We start from the raw sequence: 22,419 nt of genomic DNA, 5'->3' as shown, positions 1-22,419 counted from the left end.
CGGAAGTCACTGCAGCTCACTGCGGGTCACTAGAAGAAGCGCGGATCGTCGAAGGCGCCGGAGGCGACCAGGTAGACGTAGAAGTCGGCCAGCGCCACGCTCACCAGCGAGGCCCAGGCCAGCTGCATGTGGCGGGCGTTCAGCCGACCGACGAACTGCCAGGCCCGGTAGCGCACGGGATGCTTCGAGAAGTGCTTGAGCTTGCCGCCCACGATGTGCCGGCACGAGTGACAGGAGATCGTGTACGCCCAGATCAGCACGATGTTGACCAGGAAGACGACGGTGCCCAGGCCCATGTGGCCCCAGCGGTAGTGCTGGTCCCGGAAGGACAGCACGGTGTCGTAGGTCAGCACGCCGGCCACGAGCAGCGCCGCGTAGAAGAAGTACCGGTGGATGTTCTGGAGGATCAGCGGGAAGCGCGTCTCCCCCGTGTACTTTCCGTGCGGCTCGGCGACCGCGCAGGCCGGCGGAGAGGCCCAGAAGCTGCGGTAGTAGGCCTTGCGGTAGTAGTAGCAGGTCAGACGGAAGCCCAGCGGGAAGATCAGGATGATGATCGCCGGCGAGATCGCCCACCAGCTGCCGAAGAGGTCCGCGTTGGGGCCCATGCGCATGGTCCGGCAGTTCTCCGCCAGGCAGGGCGAGTAGAACGGCGAGACGTACGGGGCCGCGTAGTAGTGCGCGTTCGCGAAGGCCCGCCACGTCGAGTACACGACGAAGGCCAGCAGGCCGGCCGCGGTGACGGCGGGCGCCAGCCACCAGCGGTCGGTCCGCAGGTGCGGTGGGGTGATCGCGGCGCGCGCCGGGGACCGGACGCCGCCGCGGGACGCATGGGTGTCTGTGTCTGGAGGTTCCGTACCAGTGGCCACGTGAGGACTCCGGTCGGGTCAGGGGGCGTGTCGGTCGCGGGCGCCGAGTCCCTCGTCGTCCGAGTCCGTCCACAGGGACATGTCGTAGGGGGTGTCGGAGATGGTGACGAGGGCGGGGCGCTGGGCCGCGGCGGGGCCCTGGGAGGCCTCGCGCAGCAGGGCCACGCTCTCGCGTAGGTGATCGGCGTCGACGCGCACACGGCGCATCTCCAGAGAGCCGCGGAGCTGCTGCTCCAGCCGGCCCACCGACCGCAGCAGTTCGTCGAGGCTGCGCTGGACCGACGTCAGGTCGTCGTACACGGACATGACGTGACCTCACTTCCACGGGCTACCGAGCCCTAGGCGGCGACGTTCATGCGCCTGCGAGTGTTGCGCGTCACACCTGTCGGTGGGAAGGCGTGTGCAGCGATTGGCGGATCGCACATCCCTGCGCACAGCCACCCGCGCACCCGCACACCCGCACGCGCTCTGTGTGCGCCGGAGGCGCGTATTGCTCCGCACGGGTGACCTTGGGAGTCCCCGCCGTCGTGTCGCCTCCGGCAGTCGAACCCTTTCCTCTTCAGTGGGGCCATAGATCTGATCAGCACCAAAATACCGCCAAATGTGAACAATCCCTACCTATGTCCCCACCGTGTCGCCACCCGTGCGCACCGGGCGGGAGCGGCTCCCCGGAGGTAGTCCAGATGTCGTACGACCGTGTCGGGCCGCGCGCGGTGATGCGCTCGGTCGCCTTCCTCGCCGCGGGCGCCCTCGCGGTTCCCCTGCTGGCCGGCTGCGGCTCCGACGACGAGGGCAGCAAACCGCTGGCCCGGCAGGACATCGCCCACACCGCCCGCGCCCAGGTCGCCGACGGAGGCACGCTGCGCTGGGCCGTGGACGCGATGCCGCAGACACTGAACGCCTTCCAGGCGGACGCCGATGCGGGCACCACCCGGATCGCCCAGGCCGTCCTGCCCACCATGTTCCGCATCGGCGCGAGCGGGCGGCCGCAGCGTGACGCCGACTACCTCGACTCCGCCAAGGTGGTCGAGACCGAGCCCAAGCAGGTCGTCGTCTACCGGCTCCACCAGCAGGCCGTCTGGAGCGACGGCCGCGAGATCGGCGCCGAGGACTTCGCCGCCCAGTGGCGCGCCCTGTCCGGCAAGGACTCCGCGTACTGGACCGCGCGCAACGCCGGCTACGACCGCATCGAGAAGGTCGAGCGCGGCGCCAACGACCTGGAGGTCAGGGTCACCTTCGCCCGCCCCTACGCCGACTGGAAGTCGCTGTTCTCGCCGCTCTACCCCAAGGACGTCACCGGCTCCGCGAACTCCTTCAACGACGGCGCCCGCAAGAAGCTCAAGGTCAGCGCCGGTCCGTTCGCCCTGCAGAAGATCGACACCAAGAGCAAGGACGTCGTCCTCACCCGCAATCCGCGCTGGTGGGGCCACCCGGCCAAACTGAACGAGATCGTGCTGCACGAGGTGCCCCGCGACAAGCGGGCCACCGCGCTCGCCGACGGCACCGTGGACGTGGCCGACATCGAACCCTCCGACGCCGACCGGATCACCCTCGCCGCCGGAGCGCAGGGCAGCTCCCCCTTCCGGGGCCCGGCCGGCGGGCGCACCGCCGCCAAGGCGCTGCTCTCCTGGGCGCTGGTCCACGGCTCCGACGACAAGGCCGCCGCCCGGGAGCGCCGCACCCTGGACGAGAGGCGCGGCACCCTCACCGCCTACCTCGAGCAGCAGGCACTGCGCGACATCGTCGTGCGCAAGTCCCTGGAGCCCGCCTTCACCCAGCTCGCCCTCAACGGCGCCGACGGCCCCCTCGCCGACGAGCGGGTCCGGCACGCGGTGGCCCACGCGCTGAACCGCAAGCAACTCGCCCAGACCGTCCTGAAGCCGCTCGGTCTGCCCGCCGTCCCGGTCGGCAGCCACCTCGCGCTGTCCGGCCAGGACGACTACGCCGACAACAGCGACGCCCTCGGCGGCCAGGACACCGCCCAGGCCAAGGCGCTGCTCGCGGACGCGGGCTGGGTGCCCGGGGCGGTCAAGGAGCCGAAGAAGGGGGACAAGGCGGCCGGCGCCGAGGGCGACAAGGCCCAGCGCCGGTCGGGGAAGTCCCCCGGCGCCCAGGGCGACGGCACCGACACCGCCGGCGTCGACGACAACGTGGAGGACCACAAGGGGCTCGCCGCGGAGGACCGGGAGAAGGACCGCACAGGGGAGGGCCGCGGCGTCCGGCAGCTCGCCCAGGACGGCAGGCAGTACTCCCAGGGCGGCGCGCCCGGCGCCTACGCCCCCAGGGGCACCGCCGCGCCCGCCGGCGTCGCCGCGCCGCTGACCAAGAACGGCAAGCCGCTCACGCTCCGCTTCGTGCTGCCCTCCGGTCCCGGCTCCGACACGCTGAGCAAGGTTGCCGACCGGATCACGGCCATGCTCGACGCGGTCGGCATCGCCACCGAGATCACCAAGGTCCCCGACGACAACTACTTCCGCGACCACGTCGCCGCCGGACAGTACGACCTCGCCCTGTACTCCTGGCCCGCCACCGCCTACCCGGCCACCGACGCCCGCCCGGTCTACGCCAAGCCCGTCCCGGCCGCCGACGGCTCCCTGAACGTCCAGCAGAACTACACCCGAGTCGGGACCGACCAGGTCGACCAGCTCTTCGACCAGGCCATCGCCACCCTCGACGAGGGCGAGGAGAAGGACCTGATCCGCAAGGCCGACTCCCGCATCTGGGCCACCGCCGGCTCCATCCCCCTGTACCAGCGCCCCCAGCTCGTCGCCACCCGCCGCAACCTCGCCAACGTGGGCGCCTTCGGCTTCCAGACACCGGTGTACGAGGACATGGGCTTCCTGAAGAAGGGGGCGAAGCCGTCGCCGAGCCCTTCGTCCTGAGGTCCTCCGGGGGCCGCTGCTTCAGCGGCCCCGTACCATGGGGTGAGGCCGTGGCGTGTTCAGCCCGGCAGGGCGCGCGTACCGAGGACGTACGCGCAGCCGTCCGCACACTCCGGGAGTACGCCTCAATATGGCCGCGTCCACTACGCGTCACGACATCCGCAACGTCGCCATCGTCGCCCACGTCGACCACGGCAAGACGACCATCGTCGACGGCATGCTGAAGCAGGCCGGCGCCTTCGCCGCCCACCAGCTCGACTCGGTCGACGACCGCATGATGGACTCGAACGACCTGGAGCGTGAGAAGGGCATCACGATCCTCGCCAAGAACACGGCGGTGAAGTACCACCCCAAGGACGGCGGGGACCCCATCACGATCAACATCATCGACACCCCCGGCCACGCCGACTTCGGCGGCGAGGTCGAGCGGGGTCTGTCGATGGTCGACGGTGTCGTGCTGCTGGTCGACGCCTCCGAGGGCCCGCTGCCGCAGACCCGCTTCGTGCTGCGCAAGGCGCTCCAGGCCCGGCTCCCCGTCATCCTGTGCATCAACAAGACGGACCGCCCCGACGCCCGGATCGACGAGGTCGTCAACGAGACCTACGACCTCTTCCTCGACCTGGACGCCGACGAGGAGCAGATCGAGTTCCCGATCGTCTACGCCTGTGGCCGTGACGGCATCGCGTCGCTCACCAAGCCGGAGAACGGCACGGTCCCGGCCGACTCCACCAGCCTGGAGCCGTTCTTCTCCACCATCCTGGAGCACATCCCGGCCCCGACCTACGACGCCGACGCCCCGCTCCAGGCCCACGTCACCAACCTGGACGCCGACAACTTCCTCGGCCGTATCGCGCTGCTGCGCGTGGAGCAGGGCGAGCTGCGCAAGGGCCAGACGGTCGCGTGGATCAAGCGCGACGGCACCGTGCAGAACGTGCGCATCTCCGAGCTGATGATGACCGAGGCGCTCACCCGCAAGCCCGCCGAGAAGGCCGGCCCCGGTGACATCTGCGCCGTCGCCGGCATCCCCGACATCATGATCGGTGAGACGCTGGCCGACCCGGAGAACCCGGTCGCGCTGCCCCTGATCACGGTCGACGAGCCCGCGATCTCCATGACCATCGGCACCAACACCTCCCCGCTGGTCGGCCGCGGCGGCACCGGCAAGGGCGCCGACGCGAAGGCGGCCGTCAAGGACCGCAAGGTCACCGCCCGCCAGGTCAAGGACCGCCTGGACCGCGAGCTGATCGGTAACGTCAGCCTCCGCGTCCTCGACACCGAGCGCCCGGACGCCTGGGAGGTCCAGGGCCGCGGCGAGCTGGCGCTGGCCATCCTGGTGGAGACCATGCGCCGCGAGGGCTACGAGCTGACCGTCGGCAAGCCGCAGGTGGTCACCAAGGACGTCGACGGCAAGACGTACGAGCCGGTCGAGCGCATGACCGTCGACGTGCCCGAGGAGCACATGGGCGCCGTCACGCAGCTCATGGGCGTGCGCAAGGGCCGCATGGACAACATGTCCAACCACGGCTCCGGCTGGGTCCGCATGGAGTTCGTCGTCCCCTCTCGCGGCCTGATCGGCTTCCGTACCGAGTTCCTGACCCAGACCCGCGGCACCGGCATCGGCCACTCCATCCACGAGGGCTTCGAGCCCTGGTTCGGCACGCTGCAGACCCGCAACAACGGCTCCCTGGTCGCCGACCGCTCCGGCGCCGTCACCGCCTTCGCGATGACCAACCTCCAGGAGCGCGGTGTGCTCTTCGTGGAGCCCGGCACCGAGGTGTACGAGGGCATGATCGTCGGAGAGAACTCCCGCTCCGACGACATGGACGTCAACATCACCAAGGAGAAGAAGCTCACCAACATGCGGTCCTCGACCGCCGACGTGACCGAGTCGATCGTCCCGCCGCGCAAGCTCTCCCTGGAGCAGTCCCTGGAGTTCTGCCGCGACGACGAGTGCGTCGAGGTGACCCCGGAGGCGGTCCGCATCCGCAAGGTCGCCCTCGACCAGCGCGAGCGCGCCCGCGCGGCCAGCAGGGCCAAGCACAGCTGAGCGACGGCGGCTCCCGGCCGTCGGACGTGAAAAGGGCCTGCCCGGTAACACCGGGCAGGCCCTCGCGTATTCGGCGAAAGGCGGCGGCCCCGTCAGGGCCGTAAAGGGTTTTCCCTATAAACGCGCGTCAGGTCGCTCACTCCTGCCCCGGCGGGTAGTGCCCCGTTGTTAGAGTGGCTGGAATCTGGGGCTTATCGGGCCCCTCGCGCCGGTCTGTCCCGCGCGCAGGTCGTCGACGGCGTCGACAGAGACCGCTCCGCCGTTCCACGCAACCGGTTTTCTCTCCCCTTGTGTCCGCTATCCGGACAGCATCGCCCGATAGTTGTGTAACAAGTCCGTTTCGCAGGGATCTTTCACCAAACCCTTTGTCCGGATTTTGGAAGAAGTAGGCGGCAGGTGTGATCGAACCGAGACCTCGAAGGTGTGGTTCGCTCCGGTTCGGATGGCAGATAGTTAGGCGCGTAGAGCTCGAATCAACGGGTCACGCGCTGCTGGCGGCGCCGACTCACGAGCGCGGGGGCACCTGACCATTTCAGGCACCGGTAACGGTGATGCGTCGTGTGCCCCTCCATGCGGTGAACCAATGGACTCATGAGGAGGAGCCCCATGCGTGGTGCCAAGAGCGCCAAGTGGGTTGCGATAGCCGCGGTTGTGGCGCTGGGCGCGACGGCCTGTGGCGGCGGTGGTGACAAGGGCGGCGAGAGCAAGGCCGCGGTCGACCCGAACGGCAAGTTCTCGGTCGAGGTGGGCGAGCCGCAGAACCCGCTGCAGCCGGCGAACACCATGGAGTCCAACGGCAGCATCGTCATCAAGTCGCTGTTCTCCGGGCTCGTCGACTACGACAGCAGCGGCAAGATCGTCAACGTCAACGCCCAGTCGATCGACAGCAGCGACAACAAGACCTTCACGGTCAAGCTGAAGCCGGGCTGGACGTTCCACGACGGCACCCCGGTGACCGCCACGTCCTACGTCAACGCCTGGAACTGGGCCGCCAACCCGGCCAACAAGCAGACCAACAGCTTCTGGTTCTCCGACATCCAGGGCTACGACGACGTGGCCCCGGCCAAGGGCAAGCCGAAGGCCGACAAGATGTCCGGCCTGAAGGTCGTCGACGACAACACCTTCACCATCACCCTCTCCAAGCCGATGCCGTACTTCGTGTACAAGCTCGGCTACGAGGTCTTCGACCCGCTGCCCGAGTCCTTCTACAAGGACCCGAAGGCCGCCGGTGAGCACCCGATCGGCAACGGTCCCTACAAGTTCGTCAGCTGGGACCACAACAAGCAGATCGAGGTCACCAAGTTCGACGGCTACAAGGGCCCGAACGCCGCGAAGAACGGTGGAGTGGTCTTCAAGAACTACTCCAAGCTGGAGACGGCCTACCAGGACCTGAAGTCCGGCAACCTCGACGTGATGCGCCAGGTCGCCCCGCGTGACCTGCCGGTCTACAAGCAGGACCTCGGCGACCGCGCCGTGGACCAGTCGTACTCGGCGATCCAGACCATCGCGGTGGCCTTCTACACCAAGCAGTGGAAGGACATCAACCCGAAGGTCCTCCAGGGTCTGTCGATGGCGATCGACCGCGACACCATCACCAAGACCGTGCTCCAGGGCACCCGTGAGCCCGCGACCGGCTGGGTGGCCAAGGGCGTCCTCGGCTACCAGCCGGACGCCGCCGGTGACGTCACCAAGTACGACCCGGCCAAGGCCAAGGCGCTCATCAAGGAGGGCGGCGGCGTCCCGGGCAACAAGATCTCCATCCAGTACAACGCGGACGGCGGTCACAAGGAGTGGGTGGAGGCCGTCTGCGGCTCCATCACCAAGGCCACCGGCGTGGCGTGCACCGGCGACTCCAAGGCCGACTTCCAGGCGGACCTCAACGCCCGGGACAACAAGCAGGTCAAGTCGCTGTACCGCTCCGGCTGGGTGCTCGACTACCCGTTCATCTCCAACTTCATCCGCGACCTGTTCGGCACCAAGTCCGACGGCAACCAGGGCGGCTTCTCCAGCAAGGAGATCGACGACCTGATCGCCAAGGCGGACGCCGCCAAGACGCTGGACGAGTCGGAGAAGCTGTACCAGCAGATCGAGAAGGACCTGCCGAAGTACATGCCGAGCATTCCGCTCTGGTACTACAAGGTCAACGCGGGCTACTCGGAGAAGGTCACCGGCGTCAAGTACGCCCAGGACGGCGACCCGATCCTGACCGGCGTTCAGGTCAAGAAGTAACCGCTGACGACGAACAGCGTGTGCCGTGCCGCACCTTCACCACAGGTGCGGCACGGCGTCGGCCGATCGGCCGGGGGGCCCTTTTCGCCGCGTATGCACGGAATCCGTTCAGGAAACCGCTCGTGCGCGGCGAAAAGGGCCTGCCGCTGTGACTGACATGGAGGCACCATGGGGCGCTATGTCGCACGACGACTGCTCCAGATGATCCCGGTCTTCATCGGGACGACCCTGCTGATATTCCTGATGGTCTACGCCCTGCCCGGAGACCCCGTGCGCGGGCTCTTCGGCGACAAGGGCGGGAGCCCGGCGGTACTGGAGTCGCTGCGGCACCAGTACGGCCTCGACAAGCCGGTCCTGGTCCAGTACTTCAACTACATGAAGGGCATGATCCTGCATCTCGACTTCGGGACGCAGATCGCCAGCGGCCGCCCGGTCACCGACATCCTGGGCGACGCCTTCCCGGTGACGCTCCGCCTCGCCGGCTTCGCGTTCGTCATCGAGGCCGTCCTCGGCATCGTTCTCGGTGTCATCTCCGGCATGCGCGCCGGCAAGGCGGCCGACACCGCCATTCTCTTCGTGACGCTGCTGCTGATCTCGGTGCCGGTCTTCGTGCTCGGCTACATCCTGCAGACGGTGTTCGCCTTCCAGCTGAACCTGCTGGAACCCTCGGTGAGCGACGACAGCGACTTCAGCCAGTTGCTGCTGCCCGCCATCGTGCTGGCCAGTGCCTCGCTGGCCTACGTGGCCCGGCTGACCCGTACCTCGGTGGCGGAGAACATGCGGGCCGACTTCATGCGTACGGCCATCGCCAAGGGCCTGCCGCGCCGCCGGGTGGTCGGCGTGCACCTGCTGCGCAACTCCCTCATCCCGGTCGTCACCTTCCTCGGCACCGACCTCGGCGCCCTGATGGGCGGCGCGATCGTGACCGAGGGCATCTTCAACATCCATGGTGTCGGCGGAACGATCTACCAGTCGATCGTGCGTCGGGAGGGCACCACGCTGGTCGGCCTGGTCACCATCCTCGTCCTCGTGTACCTCTTCACCAGCCTTATCGTCGACCTGCTGTACGCGGTCCTGGACCCGAGGATCCGTTATGCCTGAGCTGACCACTTCCGCCGACGAGGCGGCAACGGCCGCCGCGTCCGCCGCCGCGGGCGCCGAACTGCCGCAGCCCAAGGCGGAGAAGACCCGCAGCCTGTGGGGCGACGCCTGGCAGGACCTGCGCACCAACTGGGTGTTCATCGTCTCCGCGGTGCTGATCCTGCTGCTGCTGGTGATGGCGTTCTGGCCCAGCCTGTTCACGGGCGCCGATCCGAACAACAAGGACCTGGCCAACCACTACCTGCAGCACCCGCACTACGGCAACGTGTTCTCGGCCGACTGGCTGGGCTACGACGCCCAGGGGCGCAGCGTGTACGCCCGCGCCATCTACGGCACCCGCGCCTCGCTGCTGGTCGGCGGTGGAACCACCCTCGTGGTGACCGTCCTCGGCAGTCTGGTCGGCATGCTCGCCGGCTACTTCGGCGGCTGGCTCGACGCCGTCCTGTCGCGTGTGACGGACATGTTCTTCGGCATCCCGTTCCTGCTCGGTACGATGGTGATGCTGAACTCCTTCACCGACCGCACCATCCCGGTCGTCATCGCCGCCCTGGCCTTCCTCGGCTGGACGCAGACGGCCCGCGTGATGCGCGGCGCCGTCATCACCGTCAAGTCGACGGACTACGTCCAGGCGGCCAAGGCGCTCGGTGCGGGAACCCAGCGCATCCTCTTCCGCCATGTGCTGCCCAACGCGGTGGCGCCGGTGATCGTCGTCGCCACGATCTCGCTCGGCGTCTACATCGGCGCGGAGGCCACACTGTCGTTCCTCGGTCTCGGCCTGAACGGCGTGTCGTGGGGCAACGACATCTCCGACGGCGGCAACTCGATCCGGGTGGCGCAGTGGATCATGCTCTACCCGTCGATCATGCTCAGCATCACGGTGCTGGCGTTCATCATGCTCGGTGAGGCGGTCCGCAACGCCCTCGACCCGAAGACGCGCTGAGGGAGGCGTACGTGACCACCATTGAAGAAGTCGTGCCCGCGCCGTCGCCCCGCGACGCCGGGGCGGACGGCGGCCCGCTGCTCGAGGTGCGCGACCTGCACGTCGAGTTCCACACCCGTGACGGCGTGGTCAAGGCCGTCAACGGCGTGAACTACAGCGTGAACGCGGGCGAGACGCTCGCCGTGCTCGGCGAGTCCGGCTCCGGCAAGTCCGTCACCGCGCAGGCCATCATGGGCATCCTCGACATGCCGCCGGCGAAGATCCCCCAGGGGGAGATCCGCTTCCGCGGACAGGACATGCTGACCATGTCCGCCGAGGAGCGCCGTAAGATCCGCGGCCGGCGCATCGCCATGATCTTCCAGGACGCGCTCAGCTCGCTGAACCCGGTGCTGACCGTCGGCTACCAGCTGGGCGAGATGTTCCGCGTCCACCAGGGCCTGTCCAAGAAGGACGCCAAGGCCAAGGCGATCGAGCTGATGGACCGGGTGAAGATCCCGGCCGCCGCGGCCCGCGTCAACGACTACCCGCACCAGTTCTCCGGCGGTATGCGCCAGCGCATCATGATCGCCATGGCGCTGGCCCTGGAACCGGACCTGATCATCGCCGACGAGCCGACCACGGCCCTCGACGTGACGGTCCAGGCCCAGGTCATGGACCTGCTCGCGGAGCTGCAGCGCGAGTACAACATGGGTCTGATCCTCATCACCCACGACCTCGGCGTGGTCGCCGACGTCGCCGACAAGATCGCGGTGATGTACGCGGGCCGCATCGTGGAGCAGGCACCGGTCCACGAGCTGTACAAGCGCCCGGCGCACCCGTACACGCGGGGTCTGCTGGACTCGATCCCGCGCCTGGACCAGAAGGGCCAGGAGCTGTACGCGATCAAGGGCCTGCCGCCCAACCTGCTGCGCGTTCCGACCGGGTGCGCCTTCAACCCGCGCTGCCCCAAGGCCCAGGACATCTGCCGTACGCAGATCCCGGACCTGCTGCCGGTCACCGAGCGCGACGGCGGCGAGCTGCCGGGCCGCGCCTCGGCATGCCACTTCTGGAAGGAGACGATCCATGGCTGAGCTCGGCAAGACCGACGAGCCGCAGGACGCCACGCCGAACGTCTCCGAGGTGGACGTCGTCGACGCCCACTCCGAGGAGGAGGCGGTCGCCGCGATCGAGGCGCCCGTCGAGCGGGGCGAGCCGATTCTCCAGGTGCGTGACCTGAAGAAGCACTTCCCGCTCACCCAGGGCATCCTCTTCAAGCGGCAGATCGGCGCGGTCAAGGCCGTCGACGGCGTCTCCTTCGACCTGTACCAGGGCGAGACCCTGGGCATCGTGGGCGAGTCCGGCTGCGGCAAGTCGACGGTGGCCAAGCTCCTGATGCACCTGGAGCGGGCGACCGCGGGCGAGATCTTCTACAAGGGCCAGGACATCACCAAGCTGTCCGGGCGCGCGCTGAAGGCGGTCCGCCGGAACATCCAGATGGTGTTCCAGGACCCGTACACCTCGCTCAACCCCCGTATGACGGTGGGCGACATCATCGGCGAGCCCTTCGACATCCACCCCGAGGTGGCCCCGAAGGGCGACCGGCGCCGCAAGGTGCAGGAGCTGCTGGACGTCGTCGGCCTCAACCCGGAGTACATCAACCGCTACCCGCACCAGTTCTCCGGCGGTCAGCGCCAGCGCATCGGCATCGCCCGCGGCCTCGCGCTCAACCCCGAGATCATCATCTGCGACGAGCCGGTGTCCGCGCTGGACGTGTCGGTCCAGGCGCAGGTCATCAACCTGATGGAGCGGCTGCAGGAGGAGTTCAACCTCTCCTACATCTTCATCGCGCACGACCTGTCCATCGTCCGGCACATCTCCGACCGCGTGGGCGTGATGTACCTCGGCAAGATGGCCGAGATCGGCACGGACGAGCAGATCTACGACCACCCGACGCACCCCTACACCCAGGCGCTGCTGTCGGCGGTCCCGGTGCCGGACCCGGAGGCGCGTGAGCACCGGGACCGGATCATCCTCACCGGCGACGTGCCCTCCCCGGCCAACCCGCCCTCGGGCTGCCGCTTCCGCACCCGCTGCTGGAAGGCCCAGGACAAGTGCGCCGAGGAGGTCCCGCTGCTCGCCATCCCCGAGCGCTTCAAGGGCTCGGACTCCCCGGCGGCCCATGAGTCGGCCTGCCACTTCGCCGAGGAGAAGGACGTCGTGCACGCGGCGTAGCTCCCCGATGCGTTCACCGATTCCCGGCACCCCGGCACAGGGGGCCGGGAATCGGCGTTTCAGGACACGAGAGGAGTGGGGCGAGCCCCATGCTGCACCACGTCGAACTCTGGGTCCCCGACCTGCCCCGCGCGATCGGCGCCTGGGGCTGGCTGCTCGGCCGCCTCGGCTACCGCCCGTACCAGGAGTGGGAGCACGGCCGCAGCCGGCGGCTGGGCCCGACGTACATCGTCGTCGAGCAGTCCCCGGCGATGCGCGAGGGCGGCCACGACCGGATGCGTCCGGGTCTGAACCACCTCGCCTTCCACGCGGGCGGCCGCGCCGAGGTGGACGCGCTGATGAGGGAAGCGCCCGCGCACGGCTGGACGGCGCTCTTCGCCGACCGCTACCCCCACGCCGGCGGTCCGCGGCACTACGCGGGCTTCCTCGCCGACGCCGACGGGTTCGAGGTCGAGCTGGTGGCGGCCGAACCGGGCGGCTGAGCCGTCCGGCTGGAGTCGCGCCACCGCCGGTGTGGCGGGTGTGGGATATGCGGTTTATGCGCTGATATGGCCTCAGGTCCGTCAGCCCCGCGGCCCGAACGCACACCGCACCCGAGGAGGCGTCCATGCGTGGTGGTACGCGCGTGACGTGGGCCCTGGGCGTGGTGGCGGCCGTGCTGCCGCTCGCCGCCTGCGGGAGCGGTACGGGTGCCGCCGGGGGCAGCGTGCTCAGCTCGTCCTGGGGAGACCCGCAGAACCCGCTGGAGCCCGCCAACACCAACGAGGTGCAGGGCGGCAAGGTGCTCGACATGGTCTTCCGCGGGCTGAAGCGGTACGACCCGAGGACCGGCAAGGCCGAGAACATGCTCGCCGAGCGGATCGACAGCCCCGACTCGCAGAACTACACCATCACCGTCAAGAACGGCTGGAAGTTCAGCAACGGCGAACCGGTCACCGCGAAGTCCTTCGTCGACGCCTGGAACTACGGCGCGAGCCTGAAGAACAACCAGAAGAACGCGTACTTCTTCGGCTACATCGAGGGCTACGACAAGGTCCACCCCGAAAGCGGCAGGCAGACCGCCGACACGCTCTCCGGGCTCAGGGTCACCGGCCCGCGGACCTTCACCGTCCGGCTCAACCAGAAGTTCTCCAGCTTCCCCGACACCCTCGGCTACGCCGCCTTCGCCCCGCTGCCCCGGGCGTTCTTCACCCACCACGCGGCCTGGCTGGACAAGCCCGTCGGCAACGGCCCGTACACCATCGAGTCGTACACCAAGGGCGCCCAGATGTACCTGAAGAAGTGGGACGGCTACCCCGGGCCCGACAAGGCGCGCAACGACGGCGTGACCCTGATGGTCTACACCGACAACAACACCGCCTACACCGACGTGCTGGCCGGCAATCTGGACCTGGTCGACGACATCCCCGCCAGCCAGCTCAAGAACGTGAAGTCCGACCTGAACGGCCGCTACATCAACACCCCGGCCGGCATCATCCAGACCATCGCCTTCCCGTACTACGACAAGGCGTGGGACACCGACGGGGCGCGGAAGGTGCGGACCGGGCTGTCGATGGCCATCAACCGCGCGCAGATCACCAAGACCCTCTTCCGCGGCACCCGCACCCCGGCCACCGACTGGACCTCCCCGGTCCTCGGCACGGACGGGGGCTTCAAGGCCGGCCTGTGCGGCCGGGCCTGCGAGTACCACCCCGCCGAGGCCAGGAAGCTGGTCCAGGAGGGCGGCGGCCTGCCCGGCGGCCAGGTGCGGATCACCTACAACGCGGACATGGGCTCGCACAAGGAGTGGGTGGACGCCGTGTGCAACTCCATCAACAACGCCCTCGGCAACGACCGGGCCTGTGTCGGCAACCCCGTCGGCACCTTCGCCGACTTCCGCAACCAGATCTCGCAGCACAAGATGACAGGTCCTTTCCGGGCCGGCTGGCAGATGGACTACCCGCTCATCCAGAACTTCCTGCAGCCGCTGTACTACACCAACGCCTCCTCCAACGACGGCAAGTGGTCCGACAAGCGGTTCGACGGACTCGTCGACCGGGCCAACGCCGAGACCGACAAGGCGAGGGCGATCGGCCTCTTCCAGGAGGCCGAGGGCGTCGTCCGCGACAACATGGCCGCCATCCCGCTGTGGTACCAGAACGGCAGCGCGGGCTACACCGACCGGCTGCACGACGTGGCGCTCAATCCCTTCAGCGTCCCCGTCTACGACGAGATCAAGGTCGGCTGAGCCGCCATGGGACGCTACGTCGCGCGGCGGCTGCTGCAGATGATCCCGGTGTTCTTCGGCGCCACCATGCTGATCTTCCTCATGGTCAACGTGATGGGCGACCCCATCGCCGGGCTGTGCGGCGAGCGCGCCTGCGACACGGCGACGGCCGCCCAGCTCAAGCGGGAGTTCGGCCTCGACAAGCCCCTGTGGCAGCAGTACGCGACCTACATGGGCAACGTCTTCACCGGCGACTTCGGCACGGCGTTCAACGGCCAGCCCGTCACGGAGCTGATGTCCACGGCGTTCCCCGTCACCATCCGGCTCACGATCGTCGCGATCGTCTTCGAACTCGTCATCGGCATCGTCCTGGGGGTGGTGACCGGTCTGCGCCGCGGCCGGCCCGTGGACACCACCGTCCTGCTGGGCACCCTCGTCGTCATCTCGGTCCCCACCTTCGTCACCGGCCTGCTGCTCCAGTTGCTGCTGGGCGTCAAGTGGGCCTGGATCAGGCCGTCGGTCCCGCCGGAGGCCTCCTTCGACGAGCTGGTCGTGCCGGGCCTGGTCCTCGCCTCCGTCTCCCTCGCCTACGTCACCCGGCTGACCCGCACCTCCATCGCCGAGAACCGGCGCGCCGACTACGTCCGCACGGCCATCGCCAAGGGCCTGCCCCGCCGTCGCGTGGTCGTCCGGCACCTGCTGCGCAACTCGCTCATCCCGGTGGTGACCTTCATCGGCACCGACATCGGGGCGCTGATGGGCGGCGCCATCGTCACCGAGCGCATCTTCAACATCCACGGCGTCGGCTACCAGCTGTACCAGGGCATCCTCCGCCAGAACACCCAGACCGTCGTCGGCTTCGTCACCGTCCTGGTCCTGGTCTTCCTGGTCGCCAACCTGCTCGTGGACCTGCTCTACGCCGTACTCGACCCGAGGATCCGCTATGCCTGAGCCGCCGCAGGAGCCGCCGCACGAGCCCGAAGGCGCCGTCGCGGGCACCGGCATGGGCGGCGGCATGGACCTCGCGGCGAGCGAGGCGACGGCCCTGGAACGCACACCGCACGGTCCGGACGGCCCCGGCGGAACGGTCGGCACGGGCGGGCCGGGTCCGCAGGACAGGCCCCGCTCCCTGTGGTCCGACGCCTGGCGCGACCTGCGACGCAACCCGGTCTTCCTGCTCTCCGCGCTGGTGATCTGCTTCCTGATCCTGATCGCGATCCGGCCGTCCCTGATCGCCCCCGGCAACCCGTTGCAGTGCGATCTCGCCCGGGCCCAGGACGGCCCGCGCCCCGGCCACCCCTTCGGCTACGACGGCCAGGGCTGCGACGTCTACACGCGCACCGTCCACGGCGCCCGTGCCTCCGTCACGGTCGGCGTCTGCGCGACCCTGGGAGTGGCGGTCCTCGGATCCGTCCTGGGCGCCCTCGCCGGGTTCTTCGGCGGAGTGTGGGACTCCGTCCTGTCGAGGATCACGGACATCTTCTTCGCCATCCCGGTCGTCCTCGGCGGCCTGGTCCTGCTGTCCGTGGTGACCAGCAACACCGTCTGGCCGGTCGTCGGGTTCATCGTGCTGCTGGGGTGGCCGCAGCTCTCCCGCATCGCACGCGGCTCGGTCATCACCGCCAAACAGCACGACTACGTGCAGGCCGCCCGTGCCCTCGGCGCCTCCAACACCCGCATCCTGCTGCGCCACATCGCGCCCAACGCCGTCGCCCCGGTGATCGTGGTCGCCACCATCGCGCTCGGCACGTACATCGCGCTGGAGGCCACCCTGTCCTACCTCGGCGTCGGGCTGAAGCCGCCCAGCGTGTCCTGGGGGATCGACATCTCCGCCGCCTCCCCCTACATCCGCAACGCCCCGCACGCGCTGCTGTGGCCCGCCGGAGCCCTGGCGATCACGGTGCTGGCCTTCATCATGCTCGGCGACGCGGTGCGCGACGCCCTCGACCCGAAGCTGAGGTGACGGCTGCATGCTGCTCGAGGTCCGCGACCTGCGCGTGGAGTTCCGCACCCGGGACGGGATCGCCCACGCCGTCAACGGGGTCACGTACGCCGTGGACGCGGGCGAGACGCTGGCCGTGCTCGGGGAGTCCGGCTCCGGCAAGTCCGTCACCGCCCAGGCGGTCATGGGCATCCTCGACATGCCGCCCGGCAGGATCACCGGCGGCCGGGTCCTCTTCAGGGGCACGGAACTGCTGACCCTCAAGGAGGACGAACGGCGGCGGATCCGGGGCGCGGCCATGGCGATGATCTTCCAGGACGCGCTGTCCGCGCTGAACCCCGTGCTGACGGTGGGCGACCAGCTCGGCGAGATGTTCACCGTGCACCGGGGAATGTCGAGGAGGGACGCGCGGGCGAAGGCGGTCGAGCTGATGGACCGGGTGCGCATCCCGGCCGCCGCCCAGCGGGTACGCGACTACCCGCACCAGTTCTCCGGCGGTATGCGCCAGCGCATCATGATCGCCATGGCGCTGGCCCTGGAACCGGCGCTGGTCATCGCCGACGAGCCGACCACGGCCCTCGACGTGACCGTCCAGGCCCAGGTGATGGACCTGCTCGCCGAACTCCAGCACGAGTACCGCATGGGCCTGATCCTCATCACCCACGACCTGGGCGTGGTCGCCGACGTCGCCGACCGGATCGCGGTGATGTACGCGGGCCGGATCGTCGAGTCGGCCCCCGTCCACGACCTCTACAAGGCGCCCGCCCACCCCTACACCCGCGGTCTGCTGGACTCCATCCCGCGCCTGGACCGCAAGGGCCGGGAGCTCTACGCCATCAAGGGCCTGCCGCCCAGCCTCCTGCGCATCCCGTCGGGCTGCGCCTTCCACCCGCGCTGCCCGATGGCCCGGGACGTGTGCCGCACGGACGTACCACCACTGTACGAGGTGAATGAACAGCGCGGCTCCGCCTGCCACTTCTGGAGGGAGTGCCTGGATGGCTGAGCCCATTCTCGAGGTCTGCGGGCTGGTCAAGCACTACCCGCTCACGCGGGGCGTCCTGTTCAAGAAGCAGGTCGGGTCGGTCAAGGCGGTCGACGGCGTCGACTTCACCCTCGCCGCGGGCGAGACGCTGGGCATCGTGGGCGAGTCCGGCTGCGGCAAGTCGACGGTCGCCAGGCTGCTGTGCAACCTGGAACGGCCCACGGCGGGCGAGATCCGCTACCGGGGCGAGGACATCACCAAGCTGTCCGGCCGTGCGCTCAAGGCGGTCCGGCGCAACATCCAGATGGTCTTCCAGGACCCGTACACCTCCCTCAACCCGCGCATGACCGTGGGCGACATCATCGGCGAGCCGTACGAGATCCACCCGGAGGCGGCCCCCAAGGGCGACCGGCGCAGAAGGGTCCAGGAACTGCTGGACGTGGTCGGCCTGAACCCGGAGTACGTCAACCGCTACCCCCACCAGTTCTCCGGCGGCCAGCGCCAGCGCATCGGCATCGCCCGCGGGCTGGCCCTGCGCCCCGAGATCATCGTCGCGGACGAGCCGGTGTCGGCGCTCGACGTGTCGGTCCAGGCGCAGGTGATCAACCTGATGGAGCGGCTGCAACGGGAGTTCGAGCTGAGTTACGTCTTCATCGCGCACGACCTGTCGATCGTCCGGCACATCTCAGACCGGGTGGGGGTCATGTATCTCGGACGGATCGTCGAGACGGGCACGGACGAGCAGATCTACGAGTACGCGACGCACCCCTACACCCAGGCGCTGCTGTCCGCCGTACCCGTGCCCGACCCGGAGGCGCGCGAGCACCGCCGGCGGATCATCCTCACCGGTGACGTGCCGTCCCCGACCAACATCCCCTCCGGCTGCCGCTTCCGCACCCGCTGCTTCAAGGCGCGCGAGCGCTGCGCGCTGGAGGTGCCGGCGCTGGAGGTCCCCCCGGTGTTCCGGTGCACCCCCGGCCCGGCCGCCCACGACTCGGCCTGCCTCTTCGCGAGCACCGAGCCGGTGTAGGCGCGCCAAGTCCGTTAACGTGCGGGCAACTTCGCGGAAGCGGCACCGATATACGGACACCCGAGGATAGAGGGCGTACGGCCGTGCGGGTGCCGTGAACGGGCCGGGGTGGCCCTGCCCCACCAGACGGGGTGCCCCGGCCCGTTGCCGCGCCGCCTAGACCACGCCCAGCGAGCGCTTGAGGAAGTCCACCTGGAGCAGCAGCAGGTTCTCCGCGACCTGCTCCTGCGGGGTCATGTGCGTGACCCCGGACAGCGGGAGCACCTCGTGCGGCCGGCCGGCGGCGAGCAGGGCGGAGGACAGCCGCAGGGCGTGCGCGACCACCACGTTGTCGTCGGCCAGGCCGTGCACGATCATCAGCGGGCGGTGCGGCTCGGCCGGCGCGGACAGCCCGTCGTCGGTGACGAGGGAGCTTTTCGCGTACGTCTCCGGGTCGGTGGCCGGGTCGCCCAGGTACCGCTCGGTGTAGTGGGTGTCGTAGAGACGCCAGTCGGTCACCGGGGCGCCCGCGACACCGGCGTGGAAGACGTCGGGGCGGCGCAGCACGGCCAGAGCGGCGAGATAGCCGCCGTAGGACCAGCCGCGGATCGCCACGCGGTCGAGGTCGAGCGGGTGGGTCTTGGCGAGGTCGTGCAGGGCCTCGATCTGGTCGTCGAGGGTGACCGTGAAGTCGTGGTGGACGGCCTTCTCCCAGGCGGGGGAGCGGCCGGGGGTGCCGCGGCCGTCGGCGACGACCACCGCGAAGCCCTGGTCGGCGAACCACTGGGAGGTGAGGTGCGCGTTGTGCGCGGCGACCACGCGGGGGCCGTGCGGGCCGCCGTAGGGGTCGAGGAGCACGGGCAGGGGAGTGGGGGCGAGAGTGTCACGGGGGTAGTCCGTAGGCATAAGCACGGCGCACGGGATGCGGTGTGCGCCCCCCTGGGTGAGGGTCACGCGCGGGGACAAACCAGGATCTTCGGCCCGGGAGGCGATGACGGCCGTCTGCTCGCCGTCCTGCATCACCCGCACCCGGGCGCCCGGCCGGTCGAGCGTGGCGGAGACCAGCACGGTCACGCCCCCGGCGCGCACGGCGGAGTGCACGCCTGCTTCCTGGGTCACGCGCTCCACGCCCAGTTCGTTGACGCGGTAGACATGCACCTCGCCGGTCTCCGGGTCGGCGGCCTCCTCGCCGGCCGATGCGGTGACCAGCACGTCGTCGGCCGTGACGTCCAGCACCGCACGGACGTGCAACTGGGCGCCGGTGAGCGGCCGTTCGCCCACCGCCAGCACCCGCGCGCCGCCCTCGTCCGCGATGCGCACGAGTTGCCCGGAGGGGCTCCAGCAGGGCACCCCAGGGAAAAGATCAAGCCAAGTTGGATCTTCGTCGGCGTGCACCATCCGGGTCGCCCCGGAGGCCGGGTCCACGGCCAGGTACAGCTGGCTGCGCTGGTCGCGCGCCTGTACGAGCAGCAGCGGCGCACCCGCCTCTGACCAGTGCACACGCGCCAGATACGGGTAACGCGCCCGGTCCCAGACGACCTCCGTGCGCGTCCCGTCCAGGCCGATCACGAACAGCCGTACGTCCGCGTTCGCGGTGCCGGCGGCCGGGTAGCGGACGTGAGCGGGCTCACGGTCCGGCCGCGCGGGGTCGGAGATCCACCACCGCCCCACCGGCGTGTCGTCCACCCGTGCCACCAGCAGCCGGTCCGACTCCGGCGCCCACCAGAAGCCCCGCGAGCGGTCCATCTCCTCGGCGGCGACGAACTCGGCGAGTCCGTAGGCGACGGACTCCGACTCCGGCTCGGCGAGGGCCCGGTCGCCGTCGCCCTCGGCGCCCACCACGCGCAGGACGCCCCCGGTGACGTAGGCGACGTGCCGCCCGTCCGGGGACGGACGCGGATCGATCACCGGCCCCGGGACGGGCAGTTCGCGCGCGGTGCCCGCCCGCAGCTCGGCCGTGAACAGCCGCCCTGACAAGGCGAAAGCCGCCAGCTCGACGGCTGTGTCGGTGGCGTACCCGACGATCCCGGCACCGCCCTCGCGACTGCGCTCACGGCGCGCCCGCTCCTCGGGGGAGAGGTGCTCCATGGCGCCGCCGAGGAGGGTGCGCGGGTCCGCGGCCACGCGCTCCCCGCGATCGTCCAGGTCGAGGACCCACAGTGAATTGGCCCGGTCCGTACCGGAGTCGGAGCGCAGGAACACGACGCGGGAGGCGTCGGGAGCCACGGTGAACGCGCGCGGCGCGCCCAGCGTGAACCGCTGGGTGCGCGCGTGCCGTCGGGGGAAGGAGACAGGCTCGGTCGTCATGCCCCGACCATATTGGCCATGCGCCCCCTTGTGCGGCTGTGCGCGGGCCGGTGCGCGCGTGCGGATAGTTATGATCACTAGCGCATAGTGGGTATGCACGTGCTGCCCGTCGGGCGGATTTATCTGCCCTTCGGTTTCCGCCTGTTCCGACCCGACCGCGACCCCGACCCCGACTCGTGACCCCCGACACCCCCGCGTCCTGGGATCTTTGGAGGTGAGCCGCCGTGGCACTCTCGATTTCGGCGGTGGTGCTGCTGGCGATCATCGTCTTCCTGCTGATCAAGAAGTCCGGCCTCAAGGCCGGTCACGCGATCGTGTGCATGCTCCTGGGCTTCTATCTCGCCTCCTCCACGGTCGCCCCCACGATCAGCGAACTCACCACGAACATCGCGGGGATGATCGGCAGCATCAAGTTCTGACGCCGCCGTGCCGCGGACCCTCACCCCCGCCTCGCCCTCCCGGCAGGCGTTGCCCGTCGGTCGGCCTGCGAGCGGGGAGGTGCCCGGCGAGCGGGCGAGAGCCTCGTAGGGTGGGGGCATGACGGAACTGCCCTCTCCCGGCCCTCGGCCGGGGGAACCTCCATCCCGCTCCGCTCGGCGCCTGCTGCTGGTGCACGCGCACCCGGACGACGAGTCGATCAACAACGGCGTCACGATGGCGCGGTACGCGGCCGAGGGCGCCCAGGTGACCCTGGTGACCTGCACCCTCGGTGAGCGGGGCGAGGTCATCCCGTCCGAGCTGGGGCATCTGGCCGGGGCCGCGCTCGGCGCCCACCGGCGGCACGAGCTCGCCGCGGCGATGGGGGAGCTGGGGGTCACCGACTTCCGGCTGCTCGGCGGCGCAGGGCGGTACCAGGACTCCGGAATGATGGGCCTGCCCGACAACGACGACCCCGGCTGCCTGTGGCAGGCCGACGTCGACCAGGCCGCCGGGTACCTCGTCGAGACCATCCGCGAGGTGCGCCCGCAGGTCCTGGTCACCTACGACGACCACGGCGGCTACGGCCACCCCGACCACATCCAGGCCCACCGCATCGCCATGCGCGCCGCCGAGCTGGCCGCCGACCCCTCCGTACGCCCCGAACTCGGCGCCCCCTGGCGGATCGCCAAGGTGTACTGGAACCGGGTGCCGCGCTCCGTCGCCGAGGCCGCCTTCGCCCGGCTCCAGGAGGAGCTGCCCGGCCTGCCCTTCGACAAGTCCGCCGACATCGACGACGTCCCCGGCGTCGTCGACGACGAGCGGATCACCACCGAGATCGACGGCACCGCCCACGCCTTTGCCAAGGCCGCCGCGATGCGGGCCCACGTCACCCAGATCGAGGTGGCCGAGCCCTGCTTCGCGCTGTCCAACGAGCTCGCCCAGCCCCTGTTCACCACCGAGTACTACGAGCTGGTGCACCGGGAAGGCGCCGCGGGGCGCCAGCACGCCGGGGAGCGGGAGACCGACCTGTTCGCCGGGATCGAGGAGGCGTCATGAGCCCGGCAGGACGAGAGCCCACGCACGGCTCCATGCTGGCGCAGCCCCTCAAGCCGCCGTCCGCCGGACGGGCCGCCGCCTACCTGGGGCTGTTCCTGCTCGGCGTGGTGGTCGGCGTCGCCGGGTCGCTGGTGCAGGCCGCGTGGTTCCCCGGCGGACTGCTGCTCGCCCTCGCGGGCTCCGCCGGGCTCTTCCTGGGCGGGGCGCGGGCCACCGGCGGA

19 protein-coding genes are annotated in these 22,419 nt (G+C 69.7%); 16 read left to right on the top strand and 3 right to left on the bottom strand.

All coding sequences use genetic code 11. The features are described 5' to 3' along the window. Nucleotides 1–29: 29 nt before the first annotated feature. Complete coding sequence (locus BZY54_RS00095) at nucleotides 30–866, bottom strand: hypothetical protein (protein ID WP_086722261.1); 837 nt, start codon at nucleotides 864–866, stop codon at nucleotides 30–32. A gap of 18 nt (nucleotides 867–884) precedes the next feature. Then, a complete protein-coding gene (locus BZY54_RS00090; protein WP_086722260.1) occupies nucleotides 885–1,172 on the bottom strand; it encodes a hypothetical protein in 288 nt (95 codons plus the stop codon). 377 nt (nucleotides 1,173–1,549) lie between these two features. On the opposite strand from BZY54_RS00090, the gene BZY54_RS00085 reads away from it, so the two are divergent. From BZY54_RS00085 to BZY54_RS00025, 13 genes are all read left to right on the top strand, one after another. Then, entirely contained in the window at nucleotides 1,550–3,748 is a 2,199-nt protein-coding gene (locus BZY54_RS00085; protein ID WP_086722259.1) for an ABC transporter family substrate-binding protein, read from the top strand. Between the two features lie 130 nt (nucleotides 3,749–3,878). Next, nucleotides 3,879–5,795: a translational GTPase TypA gene (gene typA, locus BZY54_RS00080; protein ID WP_086722258.1), complete on the top strand. Its 1,917-nt coding sequence runs from the start codon at nucleotides 3,879–3,881 to the stop codon at nucleotides 5,793–5,795. A gap of 606 nt (nucleotides 5,796–6,401) precedes the next feature. Beyond that, nucleotides 6,402–8,024 (top strand): peptide ABC transporter substrate-binding protein, encoded by a 1,623-nt coding sequence (locus BZY54_RS00075; protein WP_086722257.1) that lies wholly within the window; start codon nucleotides 6,402–6,404, stop codon nucleotides 8,022–8,024. Between the two features lie 168 nt (nucleotides 8,025–8,192). Further along, the gene (locus tag BZY54_RS00070) at nucleotides 8,193–9,125 is read left to right on the top strand and encodes an ABC transporter permease (protein ID WP_167413917.1); all 933 of its coding nucleotides are present in this window, start codon (nucleotides 8,193–8,195) and stop codon (nucleotides 9,123–9,125) included. After that, on the top strand, nucleotides 9,118–10,065 hold the full coding sequence (locus BZY54_RS00065) for an ABC transporter permease (protein WP_086722256.1): 948 nt from the start codon (nucleotides 9,118–9,120) through the stop codon (nucleotides 10,063–10,065). Before BZY54_RS00070 ends, BZY54_RS00065 begins: the two co-directional genes overlap by 8 nt. A gap of 11 nt (nucleotides 10,066–10,076) precedes the next feature. After that, nucleotides 10,077–11,135, top strand: a complete 1,059-nt coding sequence (locus tag BZY54_RS00060) for an ABC transporter ATP-binding protein (RefSeq protein ID WP_086722255.1) — start codon at nucleotides 10,077–10,079, stop codon at nucleotides 11,133–11,135. Beyond that, nucleotides 11,128–12,276 (top strand): ABC transporter ATP-binding protein, encoded by a 1,149-nt coding sequence (locus tag BZY54_RS00055; protein ID WP_086722254.1) that lies wholly within the window; start codon nucleotides 11,128–11,130, stop codon nucleotides 12,274–12,276. The genes BZY54_RS00060 and BZY54_RS00055 overlap by 8 nt, the downstream gene beginning before the upstream one ends. A gap of 89 nt (nucleotides 12,277–12,365) precedes the next feature. Continuing rightward, complete coding sequence (locus BZY54_RS00050; protein WP_086722253.1) at nucleotides 12,366–12,758, top strand: VOC family protein; 393 nt, start codon at nucleotides 12,366–12,368, stop codon at nucleotides 12,756–12,758. 125 nt (nucleotides 12,759–12,883) lie between these two features. Next, the gene (locus tag BZY54_RS00045) at nucleotides 12,884–14,503 is read left to right on the top strand and encodes a peptide ABC transporter substrate-binding protein (protein ID WP_086722252.1); all 1,620 of its coding nucleotides are present in this window, start codon (nucleotides 12,884–12,886) and stop codon (nucleotides 14,501–14,503) included. A gap of 6 nt (nucleotides 14,504–14,509) precedes the next feature. Next, the gene (locus BZY54_RS00040; protein WP_086722251.1) at nucleotides 14,510–15,433 is read left to right on the top strand and encodes an ABC transporter permease; all 924 of its coding nucleotides are present in this window, start codon (nucleotides 14,510–14,512) and stop codon (nucleotides 15,431–15,433) included. Continuing rightward, complete coding sequence (locus BZY54_RS00035) at nucleotides 15,426–16,445, top strand: ABC transporter permease (protein WP_086722250.1); 1,020 nt, start codon at nucleotides 15,426–15,428, stop codon at nucleotides 16,443–16,445. Before BZY54_RS00040 ends, BZY54_RS00035 begins: the two co-directional genes overlap by 8 nt. A 7-nt stretch (nucleotides 16,446–16,452) precedes the next feature. Further along, a complete protein-coding gene (locus BZY54_RS00030; protein ID WP_086722249.1) occupies nucleotides 16,453–17,427 on the top strand; it encodes an ABC transporter ATP-binding protein in 975 nt (324 codons plus the stop codon). Continuing rightward, the gene (locus BZY54_RS00025) at nucleotides 17,420–18,436 is read left to right on the top strand and encodes an ABC transporter ATP-binding protein (RefSeq protein WP_086722248.1); all 1,017 of its coding nucleotides are present in this window, start codon (nucleotides 17,420–17,422) and stop codon (nucleotides 18,434–18,436) included. The genes BZY54_RS00030 and BZY54_RS00025 overlap by 8 nt, the downstream gene beginning before the upstream one ends. A gap of 156 nt (nucleotides 18,437–18,592) precedes the next feature. Here the strand turns inward: BZY54_RS00025 and BZY54_RS00020 are convergent, their stop codons facing one another. After that, nucleotides 18,593–20,722, bottom strand: coding sequence for a S9 family peptidase (locus tag BZY54_RS00020; RefSeq protein ID WP_086722247.1), 2,130 nt, complete (start codon nucleotides 20,720–20,722; stop codon nucleotides 18,593–18,595). Between the two features lie 224 nt (nucleotides 20,723–20,946). Here BZY54_RS00020 and BZY54_RS00015 point away from each other — a divergent pair, with 224 nt between their 5' ends. The 3 genes from BZY54_RS00015 to BZY54_RS00005 form a co-directional block, all read left to right on the top strand. Then, entirely contained in the window at nucleotides 20,947–21,141 is a 195-nt protein-coding gene (locus BZY54_RS00015) for a hypothetical protein (protein ID WP_003992731.1), read from the top strand. 118 nt (nucleotides 21,142–21,259) lie between these two features. Continuing rightward, a complete protein-coding gene (mshB, locus tag BZY54_RS00010) occupies nucleotides 21,260–22,198 on the top strand; it encodes an N-acetyl-1-D-myo-inositol-2-amino-2-deoxy-alpha-D-glucopyranoside deacetylase (protein WP_086722246.1) in 939 nt (312 codons plus the stop codon). Continuing rightward, on the top strand, nucleotides 22,195–22,419 hold a 225-nt coding region (locus tag BZY54_RS00005), incomplete at its 3' end, for a DUF6113 family protein (protein ID WP_244216862.1). The genes mshB and BZY54_RS00005, both read left to right, overlap by 4 nt.

The sequence above is a fragment of the Streptomyces carpinensis genome, from assembly GCF_002154505.1.
Lineage (GTDB): Bacteria > Actinomycetota > Actinomycetes > Streptomycetales > Streptomycetaceae > Streptomyces > Streptomyces carpinensis.
Note: the sequence above shows the minus strand (reverse complement) of the source record. Positions and strands in the feature narration are given on the sequence as shown.

Bases quoted from the DNA above. Each gene is read 5' to 3' on its own strand.
- BZY54_RS00090 (WP_086722260.1), bottom strand. From the start codon at position 1,172: ATGTCCGTGTACGACGACCTGACGTCGGTCCAGCGCAGCCTCGACGAA.
- BZY54_RS00085 (WP_086722259.1), top strand. From the start codon at position 1,550: ATGTCGTACGACCGTGTCGGGCCGCGCGCGGTGATGCGCTCGGTCGCC.
- typA (WP_086722258.1), top strand. From the start codon at position 3,879: ATGGCCGCGTCCACTACGCGTCACGACATCCGCAACGTCGCCATCGTC.
- BZY54_RS00075 (WP_086722257.1), top strand. From the start codon at position 6,402: ATGCGTGGTGCCAAGAGCGCCAAGTGGGTTGCGATAGCCGCGGTTGTG.
- BZY54_RS00070 (WP_167413917.1), top strand. From the start codon at position 8,193: ATGGGGCGCTATGTCGCACGACGACTGCTCCAGATGATCCCGGTCTTC.
- BZY54_RS00065 (WP_086722256.1), top strand. From the start codon at position 9,118: ATGCCTGAGCTGACCACTTCCGCCGACGAGGCGGCAACGGCCGCCGCG.
- BZY54_RS00055 (WP_086722254.1), top strand. From the start codon at position 11,128: ATGGCTGAGCTCGGCAAGACCGACGAGCCGCAGGACGCCACGCCGAAC.
- BZY54_RS00050 (WP_086722253.1), top strand. From the start codon at position 12,366: ATGCTGCACCACGTCGAACTCTGGGTCCCCGACCTGCCCCGCGCGATC.
- BZY54_RS00045 (WP_086722252.1), top strand. From the start codon at position 12,884: ATGCGTGGTGGTACGCGCGTGACGTGGGCCCTGGGCGTGGTGGCGGCC.
- BZY54_RS00040 (WP_086722251.1), top strand. From the start codon at position 14,510: ATGGGACGCTACGTCGCGCGGCGGCTGCTGCAGATGATCCCGGTGTTC.
- BZY54_RS00035 (WP_086722250.1), top strand. From the start codon at position 15,426: ATGCCTGAGCCGCCGCAGGAGCCGCCGCACGAGCCCGAAGGCGCCGTC.
- BZY54_RS00030 (WP_086722249.1), top strand. From the start codon at position 16,453: ATGCTGCTCGAGGTCCGCGACCTGCGCGTGGAGTTCCGCACCCGGGAC.
- BZY54_RS00025 (WP_086722248.1), top strand. From the start codon at position 17,420: ATGGCTGAGCCCATTCTCGAGGTCTGCGGGCTGGTCAAGCACTACCCG.
- BZY54_RS00020 (WP_086722247.1), bottom strand. From the start codon at position 20,722: ATGACGACCGAGCCTGTCTCCTTCCCCCGACGGCACGCGCGCACCCAG.
- mshB (WP_086722246.1), top strand. From the start codon at position 21,260: ATGACGGAACTGCCCTCTCCCGGCCCTCGGCCGGGGGAACCTCCATCC.